The organism is Paenibacillus sp. BC26, from assembly GCF_900116125.1.
GTDB classification, from domain to species: domain Bacteria; phylum Bacillota; class Bacilli; order Paenibacillales; family Paenibacillaceae; genus Paenibacillus_Z; species Paenibacillus_Z lignilyticus.
Genome location: NZ_FPAD01000004.1, coordinates 348,848 through 367,171, shown reverse-complemented (window position 1 = coordinate 367,171; position 18,324 = coordinate 348,848). Strand labels below are relative to the sequence as shown.

Genomic DNA, 18,324 nt, shown 5'->3' with positions numbered 1-18,324 from the left:
GGCTCGTAAATGACGAACAATAATCGTTCACGGCGGATTGCGCTGGTGACCGGCGCAAGCGGCGGTATGGGACGGGCAACGGCCGCGCTGCTTGCGGCGGAGCACGGCATGAAGGTATTTCTGCTCGCGCGCAATCGGGAGAAAGGGCAGGCGGCAGTAGACTATGTGAACCGCAAATCCGGTCGCGAGGATGCGGAGCTGCTGCTGTGCGACCTGGCTTCCTTCGCGAGCATCCGAGAGGCCGCGGCGGAACTGGCAAGCCGGACAAGCCGGCTCGATGTGCTGGTTAACAACGCGGGCATCATCACGCTGAAGCGGGAAGAAACGGCAGAGGGCTTCGAGCGGCAGCTAGGCGTAAACCATCTGGGGCATTTTCTGCTGACGGGACTGCTGCTGCCGCTTCTGCGCCAGAGCCAATCGGGGCGAATCGTCAACGTATCCTCCGGTGCACATAAGATCGGTACGATGGACTATGCGGATCCGGGGATGACGAAGAGCTTCACGGTATGGCGCGCCTACAGTCGCTCGAAGATCGCGAATATCTGGTTCACGAAGGAGCTTGCGCGCAAGTTAAGCGGAACCGGCATTCCGGTATATGCGCTGCATCCGGGAGTCGTGTCGACCGATATCGGGGTGAACCGGAACACGGGGTTTGGCGGTCTTGTTCATAAGCTGATGCGGCCGTTCTTCCTGACGGCGGAGCAGGGTTCGGCGACAGCCGTGTTTCTGGCGAGTGCGGCGGAAACGGAGATTGGCGGCAAGTCCGGTGATTATTTCTACAAGCTGAAGCCTCTTGCGGTTTCGAACCTGGCGGCATCGGATGAAGAGGCCGGCCGATTCTGGGCATGGAGCGAGCAAGCGACGGGGTTCACCTATTCAACTTAATAAAGGGGAGCGGAGCATGGGGACGATACAATCGATTCAATATCCTTGGATGGCGGATGGAGCGACAATTGGGGTTACGGCGCCTTCGTCCGGTGTGGATCCGGCGGCACACGGGCTGTTGGAGCAGGTTAGCGAACGACTTGGAGCGAGAGGCTTCATCGTTAAGTACGGAGCGACCACCTATACGCAAAATAAAGCGAAATCCGCTCCTGCAGCCGTGCGAGCACAAGAGTTTAATACGATGATACAAGACACCGGAGTCGATCTGATCATTCCGCCTTGGGGCGGCGAATTGTTAATTGAGATGGTCGATCAGGTAGACTTTGATCATCTGCCGGCCAAATGGGTGCTGGGGTATTCCGATCTAAGCGTGCTGCTGCTTGCCATCACGCTCAAGACGGGAATCGCCACGGCGCATGGCACGAATATTGTAGACCTCAGAGGAGAAGCGCCGGATGAGACGACGGCAATGTGGCAGACCGTTCTCTCCACCAAGGCCGGCGAATCCTGTGTGCAGCGGTCCTCGCTGCATTATCAGAAGGACTGGGTGAACGACAATCCGAACGTGTTCAACCTGACGGAACCGACCTATTGGCGCAAAGTGCTGCCAAGCGGCGAGATTGAATCACCCGGCGGCGAGAGCGATGGGCGGTTCAGCGGCAAAACAGTCATGCGAGGAAGAATGCTTGCGGGCTGCATCGATGTCGTTCGGCATCTGATCGGCACGCCGTACGGTGATGTTCGGCAGTTCAGAGAGCAATACATCCCCGGGGAGCCGGTCGTGTGGGTGCTCGAGAATTGCGAGCTGAACACGGCGGATGTGCGCCGCTCGCTGGTTCAGATGAAGCTGGCGGGCTGGTTCGAGAACTGCTCCGGCATTCTGTTCGGACGCAGTCCTGCCAACAAGCCGGTAGAGAACTACACCATTGATGACGTGTATAGCGATTTGGCCGCTGAGCTCGGGCTGCCAATTATCGTCGATATCGATTGCGGACATGTACCGCCGCAGATTACGTTGATTAATGGCGCTTATGCGGAAATCGAAGTGGAAGCGGGCAAAGGGACGGTTAAGCAATCTTTTGTATAGGAAGACGAGCAGTGGGGAAGCTACCGAACAACATTCAGTGTGAGGAAGCTTCGGAAGGAGTAAGTTGGGATGTTTAAAGGCAAGAGGATCTACTATGTGCTGGGTGCAGTGCTCGTGCTGCTTCTGCTCAATACTTTCATGGGCACGCGCAACAGCTCAACCGTGGAGGAAGTGCTCAATAAGGGCCATATCAAGAAGGTGCAGCTCCTGTACCAAACGGAAGTAAATCAGGATACGTTGGCGTTCTACTTGAGCGTGCCGGAGGAACAGGCGGTAAGTGCAACCAAGGACCTTGCGGTAACCGATATGGGATACGGATTATTGAAGAAAAATATGTTTGGCAAGTGGGTAACCAAGCAGTCGGCCGAGTATGGCAGCATTAAAGCCTACCTCGCGGATGACGGGTTTACCGGCGAAATCGCACTGTTACCGACGATGCTCTATGGCGTTATCAGCGATGATCGCATCGGGTCCATAAACGTTACCTTTCAGGATGGAGATAACCAGGTGCTGACGAAAGCGACAATCGTAGACACCCAACCCCTCCGACTCTGGTATGCGCTGGCGGATGAGCGGATTGCGGATCGAGAACTTACAATGGAAGCTGCCGGTCAGGATGGCAAGGCTATAGCGACGAAGAAGGTTTCTTTTCAATAAAGGAGTCCGGTGGGAGGGCGCTTGGGTTTGCAGGGATATAACGTGTTGATGATCTACAGCGAGAACGAGGAACGGCTGCTCATGTGCAAACGACTGAAAGAACCGTATAAGGGATTAAGCAATTTGGTAGGCGGCAAAATCGAACCCGGCGAATCGGGGTTAGAAGCGGCTTATCGCGAGCTGGCGGAAGAAACCGGCATCTCTGCGGAGGATGTCAGTTTGCATCATGTCATGGACTTCACCTATTATCTGCAGGATTGTTACGTGGAGGTTTATGCGGGCAAATTGAAGCGTGATGTCGAAGTCGCAGGCGATGAGAATGAACTTTATTGGTCGGAGCTGCATCATGATTTCTTCGACATGTCGCTCTATGCCGGCGAAGGCAATATCGGGCACATGCTGGAGCAGGTTAAGATGAGCAAGGTTCTTGCGATGGATGAGCAATAATAAACGCCCTTTACTAGTCCCGCTAAGCAGCGGCCGAGTAAAGGGCGTTTTTGATCCAATGTTTTAGTCCGCAGAGCCTTCCAGCCCGGCAGCTTCGGCCACGATCTCATAAGACCGCAGACGCGCGGCATGATCATAGATTTGAGAAGTAACGATGAGTTCGTCGACCATCGTTTCGCTCAAAATTTCACGCAGGCGAGCGGCCACGGTTGCTTTGTTGCCGGTAATCGCATACTTGAATTTAGACTGCAGCGCATCCCGCTCATGCGACATCCACAGCTCATCCATGTTGTCGATCGGCGGCTTCAACTTGCCCGGACGGCCGCGAATGAGGCTGAGGAATTGCTGCTGCTGCGAAGTCGAAAGGAAGCTTGCTTCCTCATCGGTATCGGCGGCAACGATGTTGATGCCGATCATGACATATGGCTTCGCGAGCGCCTCGGATGGGCGGAAGCTGCTGCGATAGAGATGGATGGCCGGCATGAGATATTCCGGCGCAAAATGGCTCGCGAACGAGAACGGCAAGCCAAGCTCGCCGGCCAGCTTCGCGCTGAAGCCGCTTGAACCGAGCAGCCAGATCGGCACATCCAAGCCTTCGCCCGGAGTTGCGCGGACAGGCCTAAAGGCATCTGCCGGCGGATGGAAGTAGGCGCGCAGCTCGGCAAGCAGCTCCGGGAACTCCTGCCCGTTCGAAGCCAGATCGCGGCGAAGCGCGCGAGCCGTCGTCTGGTCGGAGCCGGGTGCGCGGCCAAGGCCAAGGTCGATGCGGCCCGGGTACATCGACTCCAGCGTGCCGAATTGCTCGGCAATGACAAGCGGCGAATGGTTCGGCAGCATGATGCCGCCGGAGCCGACGCGAATTCGCTTCGTGCCGCCGGCAACGTAGCCGATGACGACCGAGGTGGCAGAGCTTGCGATGCCCGCCATGTTATGATGCTCGGCAAGCCAATAGCGGTTGTAGCCAAGCCGCTCGGCGTGGCGCGCGAGGTCCAGCGTATTGCGGAACGCATCCGCCGGCGTGCCGACATCGGTAACCGATGCTAAGTCTAAGACAGACAGAGGAACTTTTATGGAATCAGTCATTGTTAACATGACCTCCTGTTTCTTCGTAATTTGTGTGCGTGGTGCGTCGTTGATCTCTTTATTATGGAACATCCTCGGAGTTTATTCAAGCTGCTAACTTATTACAAGTTAATAACGATTATACATCAATGGGTCGGGGAGGTAATTGGCGATATGTGGAGAATTATGTAGGATACGCCTCCTGATCCAGTCATCCATGCCTGCCCATCATAGGTGGAGCGTTTCCTGCCTGATAGAAGCAACTACTATGCCGGGGGTGGCAATGCTGCTGAATATCCTGAAACGTATCGCTTCGCTGTCTATTTTGCCCAAGCTTGTCCTCACTTTCCTTGTTACACTTACACCGCTCTACATTATCAGCTGGAAAATGAACGAAACCGGCTCCTCCCACGTCCAGAAAGAAATCACAGACTCCCTTGTATCGCGGACCTCCTTATATATGAACATGCTGGAATTCGATATCGACAGCGCCATTCGGCAGCTGCAGGAATATGTCAATGACGATGATTTGCTTAAACTGTCCTCCTCCTCCGAGGTGATGTCGGAAATCGAGAAGATGCAGGCGCAGCTTCGGCTCAAGAGCCGTCTGGATGCCCTTCAGAAATCCAGTAAGTTCGTGAATAATGCCATTGCCTTCATCCCCGCCATGAACCGTACCGTGTCTGCGAATGCCAACGTCATCGGAAACTTTGATGAAGCGCAGTTCGTCGCCCTGAGCAAGTCGACGAATCGGTTCGAGTCTCCTTTTCTTTTGTGGAAGGATCGGATCTTCATTAGTATTCCATATCCCGACCCGGCTATCTCAAGCCGAAGAAGTCCGGTCTTCCTCCTTGCCATTGAAATTTCGCGGCCTGAATTAAGCAAGGTGCTGCAGGAGTTTACGAATGAAGGCGGGCATACGGCGCTCGTTGGGAACAAGCAGCCATTTCTCATTACCGGCGGTTCCGACGCAGTGGACGAAGAACTCATTCATGATTTTCAGCACGAGGAAGCAGCGACGGAAGAAGGCAAGCTGCAGTCGGTGGAATGGAAGGACGAGTCGTATCTCGTGGTCTCCAACCATTCTTCGCGGCTCGACATGACCTTGCTCATGTATGTGCCTGCGAACAAAGTGAATGCATCGCTGCAGGTCTACCGATTCTGGTTCTACGTGCTCTCTGCCATGTCGGTCTTCCTGGTGCTGCTGTTCTCCTACAGTATTTACCTCATTATTCATCAACCGTTAAAACGGCTCGTCCGGTCATTCCGGCGCATCGAGCAAGGGCAGTTCAATCTGGAGGTCCATTATCCGCTGCAGGATGAGTTCGGTTATCTGTACGGACAGTTTAACGGCATGGTGAAGCAGCTTGATGTGCTTGTCCATGAAGTGTATGAGCAGCGGTACCTGGCCCGTCTGGCAGAGCTGCGTCATTTGCAGTCGCAGATCAATCCGCATTTTCTGTACAACAGCTACTTTATTCTGTACCGGATGGCACAGCAGCGGGATCATGATAACGTTATTTATTTCACGAAGCATTTGGGTGAATATTTTCAATACATTACGCGCGACGGCTCGGATGAGGTGCCGCTCGCAAGCGAGATTCATCATGCCCGTACGTATGCGGAAATTCAATCGATCCGTTTCTCGGAGCGGATTATGGTGGAGTTTGAAGAGGTGCCTGAGGAGCTGCGCGCGTTCCCGGTTCCTCGCCTCATCGTTCAGCCGATCATCGAGAACGCTTATAACCATGGCCTGGAGCATAAGCGAAGGAATGGTTTAATAACAGTCGGGTTCAGCACGAAACCCGGAGCGATCGAGATTTCCATAACCGACAACGGGGAAAACATGGATGAGGAGAAGCTGCGCGAGCTGCAATTAAGCTTGCTCGACAAAGCGCAGCCTACAGAGCATACCGGTCTGCTTAATGTCCACCGGCGCATTATTATCAAGTACGGGGGCGGCGGTTTGACGCTCAGTTTGGGGGAGGAACGAGGCCTCAAAGTGACGATGACGATTCCGAGGGAGGCGGGTACGAAGGATGAACCGCTTATTGATTGTGGATGATGAGAGATTCACGGTGGACGGCCTCTATGAAATGATCGAGGACACGCCGGGTTTGGAGCTGGACATCTATCGCGCGTATTCCCCGGAGGAAGCGCTCGAGTGGCTGACGCGGACGAAGATTGACATCGTGCTTAGCGATGTGCGAATGCCGGGCATGACCGGACTTGAGCTCCAGCAGCGGATTGTGGCGCAGTGGCCGCGCTGCAAGGTTATTTTCCTCACCGGCATTCATAACCTGGAAACTGCCCAGCTTGCCATTCGGACAGGTTCCATTGACTATATTCTCAAAACCGAAGGCGACGAGGCGATCATTCGCAGCATTCGCAAGGCGATTGATAGTCTGGCCGCAGAGTCGCAGAGCCAGCAATTTATGCTGCAGGCCAAAGACCAATTGAGCCGCGCGCTGCCCTTGCTGCACCGAGATTGGCTGATGGCTGTGCTGGAGTCGAATGCGGCGCAGCCTGCGGTGACGGAAGAGAAGCTGCAGGAGCTGCATATTCCGCTGCGCGGCGATGCGCCGGTCATTGCGCTCATCGGACGGATCGACCGCTGGGGCGAAGGCAGCTATCACGACCGAGCTTTAATGCTCTATGCCGTCCAAAATATTGCCGCGGAGTACTATGCGCCGTTAGCCGTATTCACCGCGAGCACGGATATGCACCACTTTGTTTGCCTCCTGCAGCCTTCGGCGGAAACCGGCGAGCAAAGCGAGACTTGGCGCGACACTGTCAGCTTCGTACAGGGCACGATGGAATCGATCCAGCAAACCTGCGATCGACTGCTTCACCTGCCTGTATCGCTTATTTGCGGCGCACAGACCGAGGATTGGGAGCAGCTGCCGCGCGTATACGAGCAGATGAAGAAAAGGCTGGTCGTCGGACTCGGTACACGGGATCGGATGCTGCTGATCTTAGATCAGCGTGAGGAGGGAATCGCTCCTGAGGCTGCCCTGCCGCCGCTGCGAACAATTACGCTGCAGCTGGAGCGTCTGCTGGAGGATGGTACCGAAGAGGCTTTCGCTGAAGCGATTAAGAGCTATACCGCGCTGCCTACTCAATATGCCGAATATGCGCTTGTCTACTATGCCATTGCCAATCTCCTGCTCAGTCAACTGACGCAGGGTGGCGAAGGCCGCATGGAAACCGCAATTATGGATGGACTGATGAACCTCTCCGCCCATCAATCGCGCGAGGCTGCGCTGAGGTACTTGCTTCAGACGACATCCACAATCTATGCAAGGCGCAAATCCATCCAGCATGAACGGACTCACCAGCTGATTGCGCGGCTGCATCAATATATACGGGGGAATTTGGCCGGCGATCTGTCGCTTACGAGCTTATCCGAGATTGTCTACCTTAACCCTGCCTACCTGTCGGTTCTCTATAAACAGCAGACAGGTACGAACCTGTCCGAATACATCGCCGAGCTGCGTCTGGAGAAGGCGAAAGAGCTGTTAACTGCGACCCCGCTCAAAATTCACGAGATTGCCGACAAGGTCGGTTTCGAGACCTCGGGTTATTTTATCCGCTTCTTCAAGAAACGGATTCAGCTCACTCCGCAGGAATATCGGGCAAGGGAATAACAGTCTGCGCCGAAGGGGGCAGGTTTTCAGAATTTCAGGCGCCTGTCCCCGCTTCTGTGCGATTACCTATATAGGAGACCACGAATCTATAGATTGTTCCATAGTGAAGCAAACTGCCGTCATTCTATACTGAAGGAGTAGGAAGCTTGCAAAATAAAAGGGAGGTTAGGGGAATGCGAAAGCCATTCAAATGGACTGCGGTTCTGCTTATGACTTTTATTTTTGTTTTTGTAACCGCTTGCAGCTCGGGGAATAACAACAACAACAAGAATACTTCCGATTCCACAGGGAATGAACAAACCAATACATCGACGAATACGGCAGATACGGGCAACAATACGAATGCCAATACGAATGAGCCTGCACCTGCGGCAGAGCCTGATCCGTTCTTCGGCAAGTATGATCCGCCGATCAACATTACGAGCGTACGTGTCATCAATGATACGTTCAAGTTCATGGAAGGTCAGACGATCGACAATAACATGTGGACGCAAGCGCTCCAAGAGAAGCTTGGCATTACCGTGAAATACGACTGGGTTGTCAGCGGCGATCAGCCGGGCGGCCAAGGCGAGCAGAAGATGAACGTGTCCATCGCTTCGGGCGACTTGCCGGCGCTCATTCCGGTAAACGCCAAGCAGCTTAAGCAGCTGCAGGAAGCGGATGAGCTTGAAGATCTGACCGCGATTTATGAGAAATACGCATCGCCTTTCCTAAAGGAAATTCTCAATCAAGACGGACCGGCTGCACTTGCTTCCGCCACATTTGGCGGCAAGCTGATGGCGATCCCGAACACCGGCTCTTCCATGGATGGAGCGGGTATGATCTGGATTCGCAAGGATTGGCTCGACAAGCTTGGCTTGCAGCCGCCGCAATCGATGACTGATGTGCTTGCCATCTCCGAAGCATTCACGAAGCAGGATCCGGACGGAAACGGTAAGGCGGACTCGTACGGCATCGCGATGAACAAAGACCTGTACGGCGGCTTCGCTGATATCACAGGCCTCTTGAACAGCTACCACGCCTATCCGAAAACATGGATCAAAGACGCAAGCGGCAATCTTGTCTATGGCAGCATTCAGCCTGAGATGAAGACTGCGCTGGCGGTTCTGCAAGAGCTTTACAAGAAGGGCCAGATTGACAAAGAGTTCGGCGTTAAAGACGGCGGTAAAGAGGCGGAATTGACGACTTCGAACAAAATCGGCATGCAGTTCGGCCAAATGTGGAATCCGCTGTGGCCGCTCGTAGACAATAAGAAAACGGATCCGAATGCGCAGTGGCAGTCCTATCCGCTCGTCTCTGCAGATGATCAACCGGTTACGCCGCAAGTCGGCTTCTCTGTCGGCCAATATTTTGTCGTCAAGAAGGGTGCCGAACATCCGGAAGCGCTGCTGAAAATGATCAATCTGTTCGTTGAAACAGGCTGGGGCGAAACGACAACGCCTGAGAATTACGCGAAATATTTTACGGGCGATGGCTTCGAGAAATTCAAAAACATGCCGTTCCAAGCATGGCCGGCTCGTAAAAACCTGGATATCTACCTCCATGTAACGGCTGCGCTGGACAGCAAAGATACCTCTGCCCTTAATCCGGAAGAGAAGGATAACCATGATAAAATCGCTTCTTGGCTGGACGGATCGAGCAAAGAACCGCTGAACTGGGCGTATGAGCGCATCTTCGGCAAAGAAGGCTCGTTCAAAGTCATTGATCAATACGTCAACGGCAAAGCGCTCAAGCTGACGGAGTTCTACGGTGCTCCAACGCCTGCCATGGTTGAGAAAGAGTCGAACCTGCAGAAGAGAGAGCTGGAAACGTTCACGAAGATCATCATGGGCGATTCGATCGATACGTTCGATAAATTCGTTGAAGAGTGGAAGAAACTCGGCGGCGATGAAATTACGCAAGAAGTCAACGATTGGGCGAAGAATAAGTAAGCTCGTGCAGGGTGCATGAGGGTAAGCTGGGCGGGGGAAGCGACGTCTTCCCCCGTTTTTTGACTAAGCAGGGCAGGGAGGGAACGCTTTGTTGCGGAAAAATTGGAGTGGAACGCTTCCGCTGCACTTGATGATTTTGCCGGGTCTCATCCTTATACTGATTTACAGCTACGGTCCAATGTTAGGACTTGTCATTGCGTTCGAGAAGTTCAAGCCCGCCATAGGCGTGATTAATTCCAAATGGGTTGGATTCGATAACTTCCGCTACGTGATGGAAATGCCGGAGTCCAAGCAGATTGTTTGGAATACGATTCTCATCGCCATTATGAAAATCATTGCTGGCCTGATCGCGCCGATCGTTACTGCACTGCTGCTGAACGAGGTACGTAAGGAAGTATTCAAACGCGGCATCCAGACGGTTGTTTATTTGCCTCACTTTCTGTCGTGGATCATTCTCGGCGGGATTCTCATCGATATTTTGTCGCCGACGAGCGGGATTGTCAATCAAGTGCTGGGGTGGGTCGGCATCGAGCCGATTTATTTTCTCGGGGATAATAACTGGTTTCGTTATGTGCTGGTTGCCACGGATACCTGGAAGGAGTTCGGCTTTAATACGATCGTCTATTTAGCGGCATTAACGAGTATTAATCCAACCTTATACGAAGCGGCGATCGTCGATGGCGCGGGCAGATGGAAGCAGACGCTGCATGTGACGCTGCCGGGGATGGCGCCGATTATTATTCTGTTAATGACCTTAAGCTTAGGAAATGTGCTGAACGCCGGGTTTGATCAGGTGTTTAATTTATATAGCCCGCAGGTGTATGAGACAGGGGATATCATCGATACCTTCGTCTATCGGATCGGCTTGATCGATGCGCAGTACGGGGTTGCGACGGCGGTAGGCGTGTTTAGATCGGTTGTCTCGCTTCTCAGCATATCGTTGTCCTACTATTTGGCTTATCGATTCGCCAATTATCGTATTTTCTGATGAGAGGAGAGGGCGGGAGTGCTGGAGTATTACACGTTTAGCCGCAGAATGTTTCTATCCTTTAACTACGTCTTTCTTGCCTGTCTCGGTATATTATGTATTTTGCCAATCATACATGTCCTGGCGATTTCGTTCAGTTCAAGCGCGGCCGCCCAGGCCGGTTACGTCAAGCTGTGGCCTGTGCAGTTCTCGTTAAGCTCCTATGAATACGTGCTGCATAAGCCGGCGTTCTTCAAATCCATTCTCGTTACCTTGAAGCGGGTCGGACTCGGTATTCCGGTCAACATGCTGCTTACGGTGCTGATTGCCTATCCGCTTGCGAAGGAAGCGAAGAAATTTCCGATGCGGACGTTCTATGCTTGGGTGTTCGTCATTACGATTCTATTCAGCGGCGGTCTGATCCCGCTCTATATGACGATCAAATACACGGGCATTATGGACAGTATCTGGGCGATGATCCTGCCCGGCGCCGTACCGGTGTTCAACGTGATTCTGCTGCTGAACTTCTTCCGCGGCCTACCGAAGGAGCTGGAAGAAGCGGCGTTCATGGATGGCGCGGGTCACTGGACGACCTTGTGGCGGATCTTCCTTCCGCTGTCGCTGCCGGCGCTGGCGACGATTACGCTGTTCGCCACGGTTAACCATTGGAATTCCTGGTTTGACGGGCTGATCTTCATGAACTCGCCGGATCACTATCCGCTGCAAAGCTACTTGCAGACGGTCGTGATCAACCGGGATCTGACGCTGATGTCCTCGGCGGACATGAAGTCGCTTACCGAGGTGAACGACCGGACCGCCAAGGCGGCGCAGATCTTCCTCGGCGCGCTGCCGATCCTGATGGTGTATCCGTTTCTGCAGCGGTTCTTTATGAAAGGCATCGTGCTTGGAAGCGTGAAGGAATAGCGTGGGTGAGATGCTTGGCTCTAGACCGCCGATCGATCGTATGTGTCGGCGGTCTTTTTGCTGTTCATGTAGGAGGTGAGGTGCTTTGCTGAAAGTATCACGCTATCGCCGCCTATGTATGCTGAGAGTTGAGAAATGCGACTCTCAGCATTTAAATGGCCGCGAAATTGCGCCGAGAGTTGGGAAATCCGACTTTCAGCGTAGAATGCGCCTCCGTTTCGCCGGCTAAGTAAGCTGAGAGTCGGAAAATGCGACTCTCAGCATCAAATGGTCGCAAAAATGCGCCGAGAGTCGGAAAACGCGACTCTCAGCAACCAAAAGATCGCAAAAATACGCCGAGAGTCGGGAAATCCGATTCTCAGCCCGGAAAGCGCAGCCGTTTCGCCGGCTAAATAAGCTGAGAGTCGGAAAACGCGACTCTCAGTATCCAAATGGTCGCAAAAATGCGCCGAGAGTCGGGAAATCCGACTTTCAGCGTAGAATGCGCCTCCGTTTCGCCGGCTAAGTAAGCTGAGAGTCGGAAAATGAGACTCTCAGCATTCAAGTGGTTGCAAAAATGCGCCGAGAGTCGGGAAATCCGACTCTCAGCCCGGAAAGCGCCGCCGTTTCGCCGCCTACGGATGCTGAGAGTCGGAAAACGCGACTCTCAGTATCCAAATGGTCGCGAAATTGCGCCGAGAGTCGGAAAACGCGACTCTCAGCAACCAAAAGGTCGCAAAAATGCGCCGAGAGTCGGGAAATCCGATTCTCAGCCCGGAAAGCGCCGCCGTTTCGCCGGCTAAATAAGCTGAGAGTCGGAAAACGCGACTCTCAGCAACCAAAAGGTCGCAAAATTGCGCCGAGAGTCGGGAAATCCGATTCTCAGTCCGGAAAGCGCCGCCGTTTCGCCGGCTAAGTAAGCTGAGAGTCGGAAAATGCGACTCAGCAACCACAAGGTCGCGAAATTGCGCCGAGAGTGGGGAAATCCGACTTTCAGCGCAGAATGCGCCTCCGTTTCGCCGGCTAAGTAAGCTGAGAGTCGGGAAATGCGACTCTCAGCAACCAAAAGGTCGCGAAATTGCGCCGAGAGTCGGGAAATCCGACTTTCAGTCCGGAAAGCGCAGCCGTTTCGCCGGCTAAGTAAGCTGAGAGTCGGAAAATGCGACTCAGCAACCAAAAGGTCGCGAAATTGCGCCGAGAGTGGGGAAATCCGACTTTCAGCGCAGAATGCGCCTCCGTTTCGCCGGCTAAGTAAGCTGAGAGTCGGAAAATGCGACTCTCAGCAACCAAAAGGTCGCGAAAATGCGCCGAGAGTCGGGAAATCCGACTTTCAGCGCAGAATGCGCCTCCGTTTGGCCGGCTAAATAAGCTGAGAGTCGGAAAACGCGACTCTCAGCGTCCAAAATGCTCGCTTCTCTCCCGCCCACGCAAAAAGTCGAGCACCCCGCGCGACGCTTCATGAAGGAATTAGCTGCAATGACAGCTAATTATATCCATGAGCAAGGTGTCATTTTACATGGAAAGGGGATGGGCGACATACCTTCATTTTTCTCGCGTCATACGACGGAACATTTCATCGCTTACTCCAACTCGCATATAGCGGTGCTCGCTATAATGGTAGTGTTGGCGCTTCTCCTGTTCGGGTATAAATACAGTATCAGGCTGCAAGCATCTGCCAGGACGATGATCCGATATGTTATTCTGCTGGGACTGCTTGTCCCTCAGCTTGTCCTCTACTACTGGTATGCGGACCAGGGACTGTGGGATATCCAATATACGCTGCCGCTCGAGCTATGCAGTATTTCGCAATTGCTCGCTATAATCATGCTAATCACACGAAGTCGACTCTTGTATCAAATCGTCTTCTTCGCCGGAATTGGCGGGGCGCTGCAGGCGATGCTGACACCGGATCTGGATTATCCGTTCCCGCATTTCCGTTACTTTCACTTCTTCGTAGTTCATATCGCGATTATCCTCGCACCGCTGTATATGACCTGGATTGAAGGCTATCGGCCAACCTGGAAGTCGATCGGGATTACGATGATTTTTCTAAATGTCCTCCTCGTCGTTGTGGGAGGGACGGATTACTTGCTGGATGCCAACTATATGTTCCTTCGGCACAAGCCGGAAGGGGCGTCCTTGCTCGATTTGTTGGGACCGTATCCATACTACTTGGCTGTGGAAGAGATCATTGCGCTGCTCATATTCACGCTGATGTATCTGCCGTTTGTTAGGTGGAAAAGGAAGTGATGTTGGTGCCCCGTTTCACACTAACGAATCCTACAGGTCTTATTCGCGCGAAATTAGTCATTTAATAATTCTAACGAATCGTAGGAGCCTTATTGTGGCGAATTGTAACGAAACAAGTGCTTTTGACACCGAATAAGACCTCTGGGATTCGTTAAAATTTCAAAACCCGTTATTTGGTTGAAATAAGGCTTCTAGTATTCGTTAGCATGCGTGCGTGTGTGAAGTATGGGGAGAGGGGGTCTCAAACCTAATAATTGGCTTATACAATTCTAATAGTTATCTGAAACTCTACTGCTATGATCAGATTAGCTAATACATAAGAGGGAGAGGATTAGATGACAACCATCAGCAAGGAAGTCCAGTCACTTGTAAATCAGCTTCATCTGTCGGACAATGAAATCGCGGAGAAGTTTCAGTTTACGCAGTTTGGTCAGCAATTGACGCTTGAAGAGTCGAAACGGTTTATTGCCTTTCTCAAACAAGAATTAGTGGTGGCTTCAACCTAATCGGCAATATACATAGATGACATATAACCGGACTCCCCGCAAAGTAGATCGTTATCTACCGGCGGGGAGTTCTTTTTGTCCTTGTCCATCACAGCGAAGTCGATATATCATTCCATCTTGGCAAATCGCATATATCATGATATATTGGTATAAAATAAGCTCGAACCGAACCGTCGTCGGTTAAGGCGGTGGAGCAATTGTGATTTCATGGAGGTTCAACTATGTCGAACGAGTCTGCATCCAAACCGATGTATGAGAAGATATTCGAAACACTTCGCGATCAAATTATAGAACGGAAATACGAGGTTGGCGACCGGGTGCCTTCGGAGAAAGAGCTTGGCGATGAGCATGGTGTCAGCCGCATTACGAGCAAGAAGGCGCTGGAGCTGTTGGCGAGCGAAGGGTATATTATTCGCCAGCCGGGACGCGGTTCCTTCGTAGCCGAGTCACAGGAAAAGGCAGCAGCTAAGCCGGCAAGCGGTGCAGTCCATCTTCAGCAGACGACGCCGCGCAATACGGGTGGCAAGCTGCTGATCGGGCTTGTCATTACCGATTTTGCCGACAGCTACGGCACGGGGCTTATCTATGGAATGGAAGAGGCATCCCGCGAGAATGACAGTTACTTGGTATTGCGTCGCTCCTTCGGCATCCCCTCTTATGAGGAAGAAGCCATCCAAGGCTTGCTGGAGCTTGGCGTAGACGGACTTATTATTTTCCCGGCGCAAGGGGAATATTTCAATGCGGAGATATTGAAGCTTGCTATCATGAAGTTTCCGTTCGTACTCATCGACCGCCATCTGAAAGGCATATCTGCCGGTTCGATCAGCACCGACAATGTGAAGGCCGCCATCAAAGGCACCAATTATCTCTTCGAGCTCGGCCACAAATCCATTGCCTTCCTGACGCCTCCGCCAAGGGATACAACGGCAATCGAGGATCGGATCGAGGGCTTCATTCAAGCGCATGCGGAGAAGGGCATCATGGTTGACCGCGAGCTGTGGATTGATGATATTATGTCGGCGCTGCCGCAGGGCAACGCGGAAGAAAACCGCATTCGGGATATTGAGAAAATCATTGCCCGCCTGCGCCAATACCCGCAAATTACGGCGATCTTCGCAACCGAATATAACATTGCGCAGCTTGCGCTTCGCGCTGCCAGCGAGATGGGGCTGTCGGTTCCCGGAGATATCTCCGTCATTTGTTTTGACAGCCCGGAGATAAACGGCGGCTTCCCGCTGACCCATCTGCAGCAGAATCAGTTCGGCATGGGGAAAACCGCCTATGAGAATGTGCTTAAGCTGCGCGAAGGTTACACGCCGCCTAATCGAACACTGCTGGAGGCTACGCTGATTCAGGGAGATTCTACAGGTCCGGCAAGATCAAGAACAAGATAACCAGCTTCATCATGGCCCCTCTATGAAACATGATAGCCTATGAATGATATCAACTATCGTTCATAGGCTTTTTCTATTAATATACCATTTAAATTATATAGTATAACAACATTAATTAAATGTTATACATATTTATATTGACATACTAGTTGTATGCCAATATAATGAAAAATGTAAGCGGTTCATAAATGGAATATCAACCGCGGTTTCGAGGGCTGCAGCCCTTGGCGGCAATCAGAAGCACATAAAAAGGGAGGCAGTTATAGTGAAAAAGTGGATCTCTTTAACGGCACTTGCAGCGGTAGTTGTCGGGGCGGCATCCGGATGCGGAAGCAATAGCAACGACAATACGAATGCCACTAACAGCGCATCGGCAACCAACAGCTCGAATTCAGCTTCATCGGAACCGGTTGAACTTACATTTTGGGGCGATTGGGGCGGCGAAGGGCAAAAGCAGTTTGAAACCATGGTAGACGCCTTCAACAAAGCGCAAGACAAGATTCGCGTCAAGTATGTCCTGCAGCAAGATATGATTACGAAATTTCTAACGGCTGCTACTTCAGGCGGCTCCCCGGATATCCTGTTCTGGGACAGATGGAGAACCTCCCTATACGCACCGAAGAACGTCCTTCACCCGGTAGATGAGTTTATGGCGAAGGACGGCCTTAGCAAGGATGATTTCTACGGTGAAGCGCTGAAAGAGCTCTCGTTCCAAGATAAATTATATGGCCTGCCGCTCACTGTGGATGCACGCGCACTCTTCTATAACAAGAAGCTGCTCGCCGATGCGGGAATCAATCAACCGCCGGCTACATGGGATGAGCTGGAGCAGGCTGCTATCAAGACAACCAAGTGGAACGGCAATAAGCTGGAAGTAGCGGGCTTCTCCCTTGGCGACAACGGATTGTTCAACATGTACTTGCAGCAAGCAGGCGGTCAGATGCTGAGCGAAGACGGCACGAAAACCAACTTTAACAACGATCAAGGCAAAGCTGTTCTGCAATACTGGGATCGCCTGCTAAACACCGATAAAGTATATAAAGTCGGCTTCGAGCAAGGGCTTGGCGAAGGAACGGATGCATTCGTAACCGGCAAGCTGGCGATGCAATATACAGGTCCGTGGATGCTGAGCACGTATAAGAAATACGGCAAAGACCTCGACTTCGGAATTGCGCCTCCGCCGACAGGACCTAATGGGGACAAAGGCAGCGTAATGGGCGGCTTCGGTCTTGTCATTCCGGAGGGTTCGAAGCACCAAGCGGAAGCATGGGAATTCATCAAATGGTGGACGGCAAACAAAGACAATGCACTGCTGTGGGCCAAAACAAGTCTGAACATTCCGGGCTACAAGCCGGCGCTCGAAGATCCGTTCTTCAAGGACGATCCGTTCTGGAAGCCGTTCCTGGATACGCTTGAATTCGCGAAGATCCGTCCGACGCACGCAGGCTACTCGGTCATGGAAGGCGATGCGCTGACACCGAACCTGCAATTGTTCCAACAATCGAAGCAAAGCCTTGAGGATACGCTCAAGAAAGCACAGCAGCGCGGCGACCAGCTGCTATCGGATAACGCTGTTGTAAAATAAGCAAGCTTATAGGTCTTGCGAGAAGGGAGGGGGAGATACCTCCCTTCTCTGCACCTTAAGCTGTCATTACGCGCTGCAAGCGGAAGGAGGAACCGGCAACCATGGCTTCCATAGGCAAACTGAATCGGCATCAGGCGAGAACGGCGTACCTCTTCATTACCCCGACGATGCTGTTGTTTCTGGCATTTACGGTCATTCCGGTCGTAATGGCCCTCTATTTGAGCTTTACCAACTATGATGTCGTCAGCCGGATGGACTTTGTCGGCATCGACAATTATAAGCGGCTGGTGGACGATGTGCTGTTCTGGCAAACGTTCAAGAATGTGTGTTATTACGCCGTTATCTTTATCCCCTTAAATATTCTGATTTCGCTCTTGCTCGCGCTGCTCCTGAACTTCAAACGGTTTGGCGTGAAGCTGTTTCGCACCATGAACTATTTGCCAACCTTAACGTCCGCAGTCGCTGCGGCTACGGTTTGGATTTGGCTGCTCCACCCGGAGTTCGGTCTCATCAACAACATTCTCAGTTACTTCGGCATTCTTGGACCGGCATGGCTGGCCCAGACGGAAACGGCGATGTTCTCCATTATTATGGTAACGCTGTGGCAGAGCGTCGGCTCCAACATGGTCATCTATATCGCAGGTCTGCAAGGCGTACCGGATTACTTGTATGAATCGGCGAAGCTGGACGGGGCAACGGCATTCGACCGCTTCCGCTTCATCACATGGCCGCAGCTTCGTCCGACCACGTTCCTCGTCAGCACCATGTCCATCATCGGAGCGCTGCAGCTGTTCGATCAAGCCTTCGTGCTTACGCAAGGCGGTCCCGGCAACGTGACCAAGACACCGGTCTACTTGATATATCAGCAAGGATTCAATCAATTGCAGATGGGCTATGCCTCGGCGCAAGCCTTCATCCTGGCTATCGCCATTCTAATCTTCTCGTTCATCAATATGCGAGTTAACAAATCCGAAGAGTCGATCGTGTAAGGAGGGGCGCAAGC

15 protein-coding genes are annotated in these 18,324 nt (G+C 52.5%); 14 read left to right on the top strand and 1 reads right to left on the bottom strand.

Translation table 11 applies throughout. The features are described 5' to 3' along the window. Positions 1-9: 9 nt before the first annotated feature. The 4 genes from BM412_RS25200 (at position 10) to BM412_RS25185 (ending at position 3,076) form a co-directional block, all read left to right on the top strand. The gene (locus tag BM412_RS25200) at positions 10-885 is read left to right on the top strand and encodes an SDR family oxidoreductase (RefSeq protein WP_091224399.1); all 876 of its coding nucleotides are present in this window, start codon (positions 10-12) and stop codon (positions 883-885) included. A gap of 16 nt (positions 886-901) precedes the next feature. Continuing rightward, positions 902-1,972, top strand: coding sequence for a S66 family peptidase (locus tag BM412_RS25195; protein ID WP_091224397.1), 1,071 nt, complete (start codon positions 902-904; stop codon positions 1,970-1,972). A gap of 69 nt (positions 1,973-2,041) precedes the next feature. Further along, positions 2,042-2,629, top strand: a complete 588-nt coding sequence (locus BM412_RS25190; protein ID WP_091224395.1) for a hypothetical protein — start codon at positions 2,042-2,044, stop codon at positions 2,627-2,629. Between the two features lie 27 nt (positions 2,630-2,656). After that, a complete protein-coding gene (locus BM412_RS25185; protein ID WP_091224393.1) occupies positions 2,657-3,076 on the top strand; it encodes an NUDIX hydrolase in 420 nt (139 codons plus the stop codon). 63 nt (positions 3,077-3,139) lie between these two features. On the opposite strand, the gene BM412_RS25180 is transcribed toward BM412_RS25185, so the two are convergent. Continuing rightward, positions 3,140-4,159 (bottom strand): LLM class flavin-dependent oxidoreductase, encoded by a 1,020-nt coding sequence (locus BM412_RS25180; RefSeq protein WP_091224392.1) that lies wholly within the window; start codon positions 4,157-4,159, stop codon positions 3,140-3,142. Positions 4,160-4,421: 262 nt separating this feature from the next. On the opposite strand from BM412_RS25180, the gene BM412_RS25175 reads away from it, so the two are divergent. The 10 genes from BM412_RS25175 (at position 4,422) to BM412_RS25135 (ending at position 18,310) form a co-directional block, all read left to right on the top strand. Continuing rightward, positions 4,422-6,203 carry a sensor histidine kinase gene (locus tag BM412_RS25175; RefSeq protein WP_177246082.1) on the top strand — a complete coding sequence of 594 codons (1,782 nt, stop codon included), beginning with the start codon at positions 4,422-4,424 and terminating at the stop codon, positions 6,201-6,203. After that, positions 6,178-7,785 carry a response regulator gene (locus BM412_RS25170; RefSeq protein WP_091224388.1) on the top strand — a complete coding sequence of 536 codons (1,608 nt, stop codon included), beginning with the start codon at positions 6,178-6,180 and terminating at the stop codon, positions 7,783-7,785. The genes BM412_RS25175 and BM412_RS25170 overlap by 26 nt, the downstream gene beginning before the upstream one ends. 173 nt (positions 7,786-7,958) lie before the next feature. Then, positions 7,959-9,716, top strand: a complete 1,758-nt coding sequence (locus tag BM412_RS25165; RefSeq protein ID WP_177246081.1) for an extracellular solute-binding protein — start codon at positions 7,959-7,961, stop codon at positions 9,714-9,716. A 130-nt stretch (positions 9,717-9,846) separates the two neighbouring features. After that, entirely contained in the window at positions 9,847-10,704 is an 858-nt protein-coding gene (locus BM412_RS25160) for an ABC transporter permease (protein WP_091224637.1), read from the top strand. 18 nt (positions 10,705-10,722) lie between these two features. Beyond that, positions 10,723-11,607 carry a carbohydrate ABC transporter permease gene (locus tag BM412_RS25155; protein WP_091224384.1) on the top strand — a complete coding sequence of 295 codons (885 nt, stop codon included), beginning with the start codon at positions 10,723-10,725 and terminating at the stop codon, positions 11,605-11,607. 1,455 nt (positions 11,608-13,062) lie between these two features. Beyond that, positions 13,063-13,836 (top strand): YwaF family protein, encoded by a 774-nt coding sequence (locus BM412_RS25150; protein ID WP_256256583.1) that lies wholly within the window; start codon positions 13,063-13,065, stop codon positions 13,834-13,836. Positions 13,837-14,171: 335 nt separating this feature from the next. Beyond that, positions 14,172-14,342 carry a hypothetical protein gene (locus BM412_RS32250; RefSeq protein ID WP_177246080.1) on the top strand — a complete coding sequence of 57 codons (171 nt, stop codon included), beginning with the start codon at positions 14,172-14,174 and terminating at the stop codon, positions 14,340-14,342. 221 nt (positions 14,343-14,563) lie between these two features. Next, entirely contained in the window at positions 14,564-15,736 is a 1,173-nt protein-coding gene (locus tag BM412_RS25145; RefSeq protein ID WP_091224380.1) for a GntR family transcriptional regulator, read from the top strand. 265 nt (positions 15,737-16,001) lie between these two features. Then, entirely contained in the window at positions 16,002-17,321 is a 1,320-nt protein-coding gene (locus BM412_RS25140) for an ABC transporter substrate-binding protein (RefSeq protein WP_091224378.1), read from the top strand. A gap of 101 nt (positions 17,322-17,422) precedes the next feature. Continuing rightward, positions 17,423-18,310 (top strand): carbohydrate ABC transporter permease, encoded by an 888-nt coding sequence (locus BM412_RS25135; RefSeq protein ID WP_091224376.1) that lies wholly within the window; start codon positions 17,423-17,425, stop codon positions 18,308-18,310. Positions 18,311-18,324: the final 14 nt, after the last annotated feature.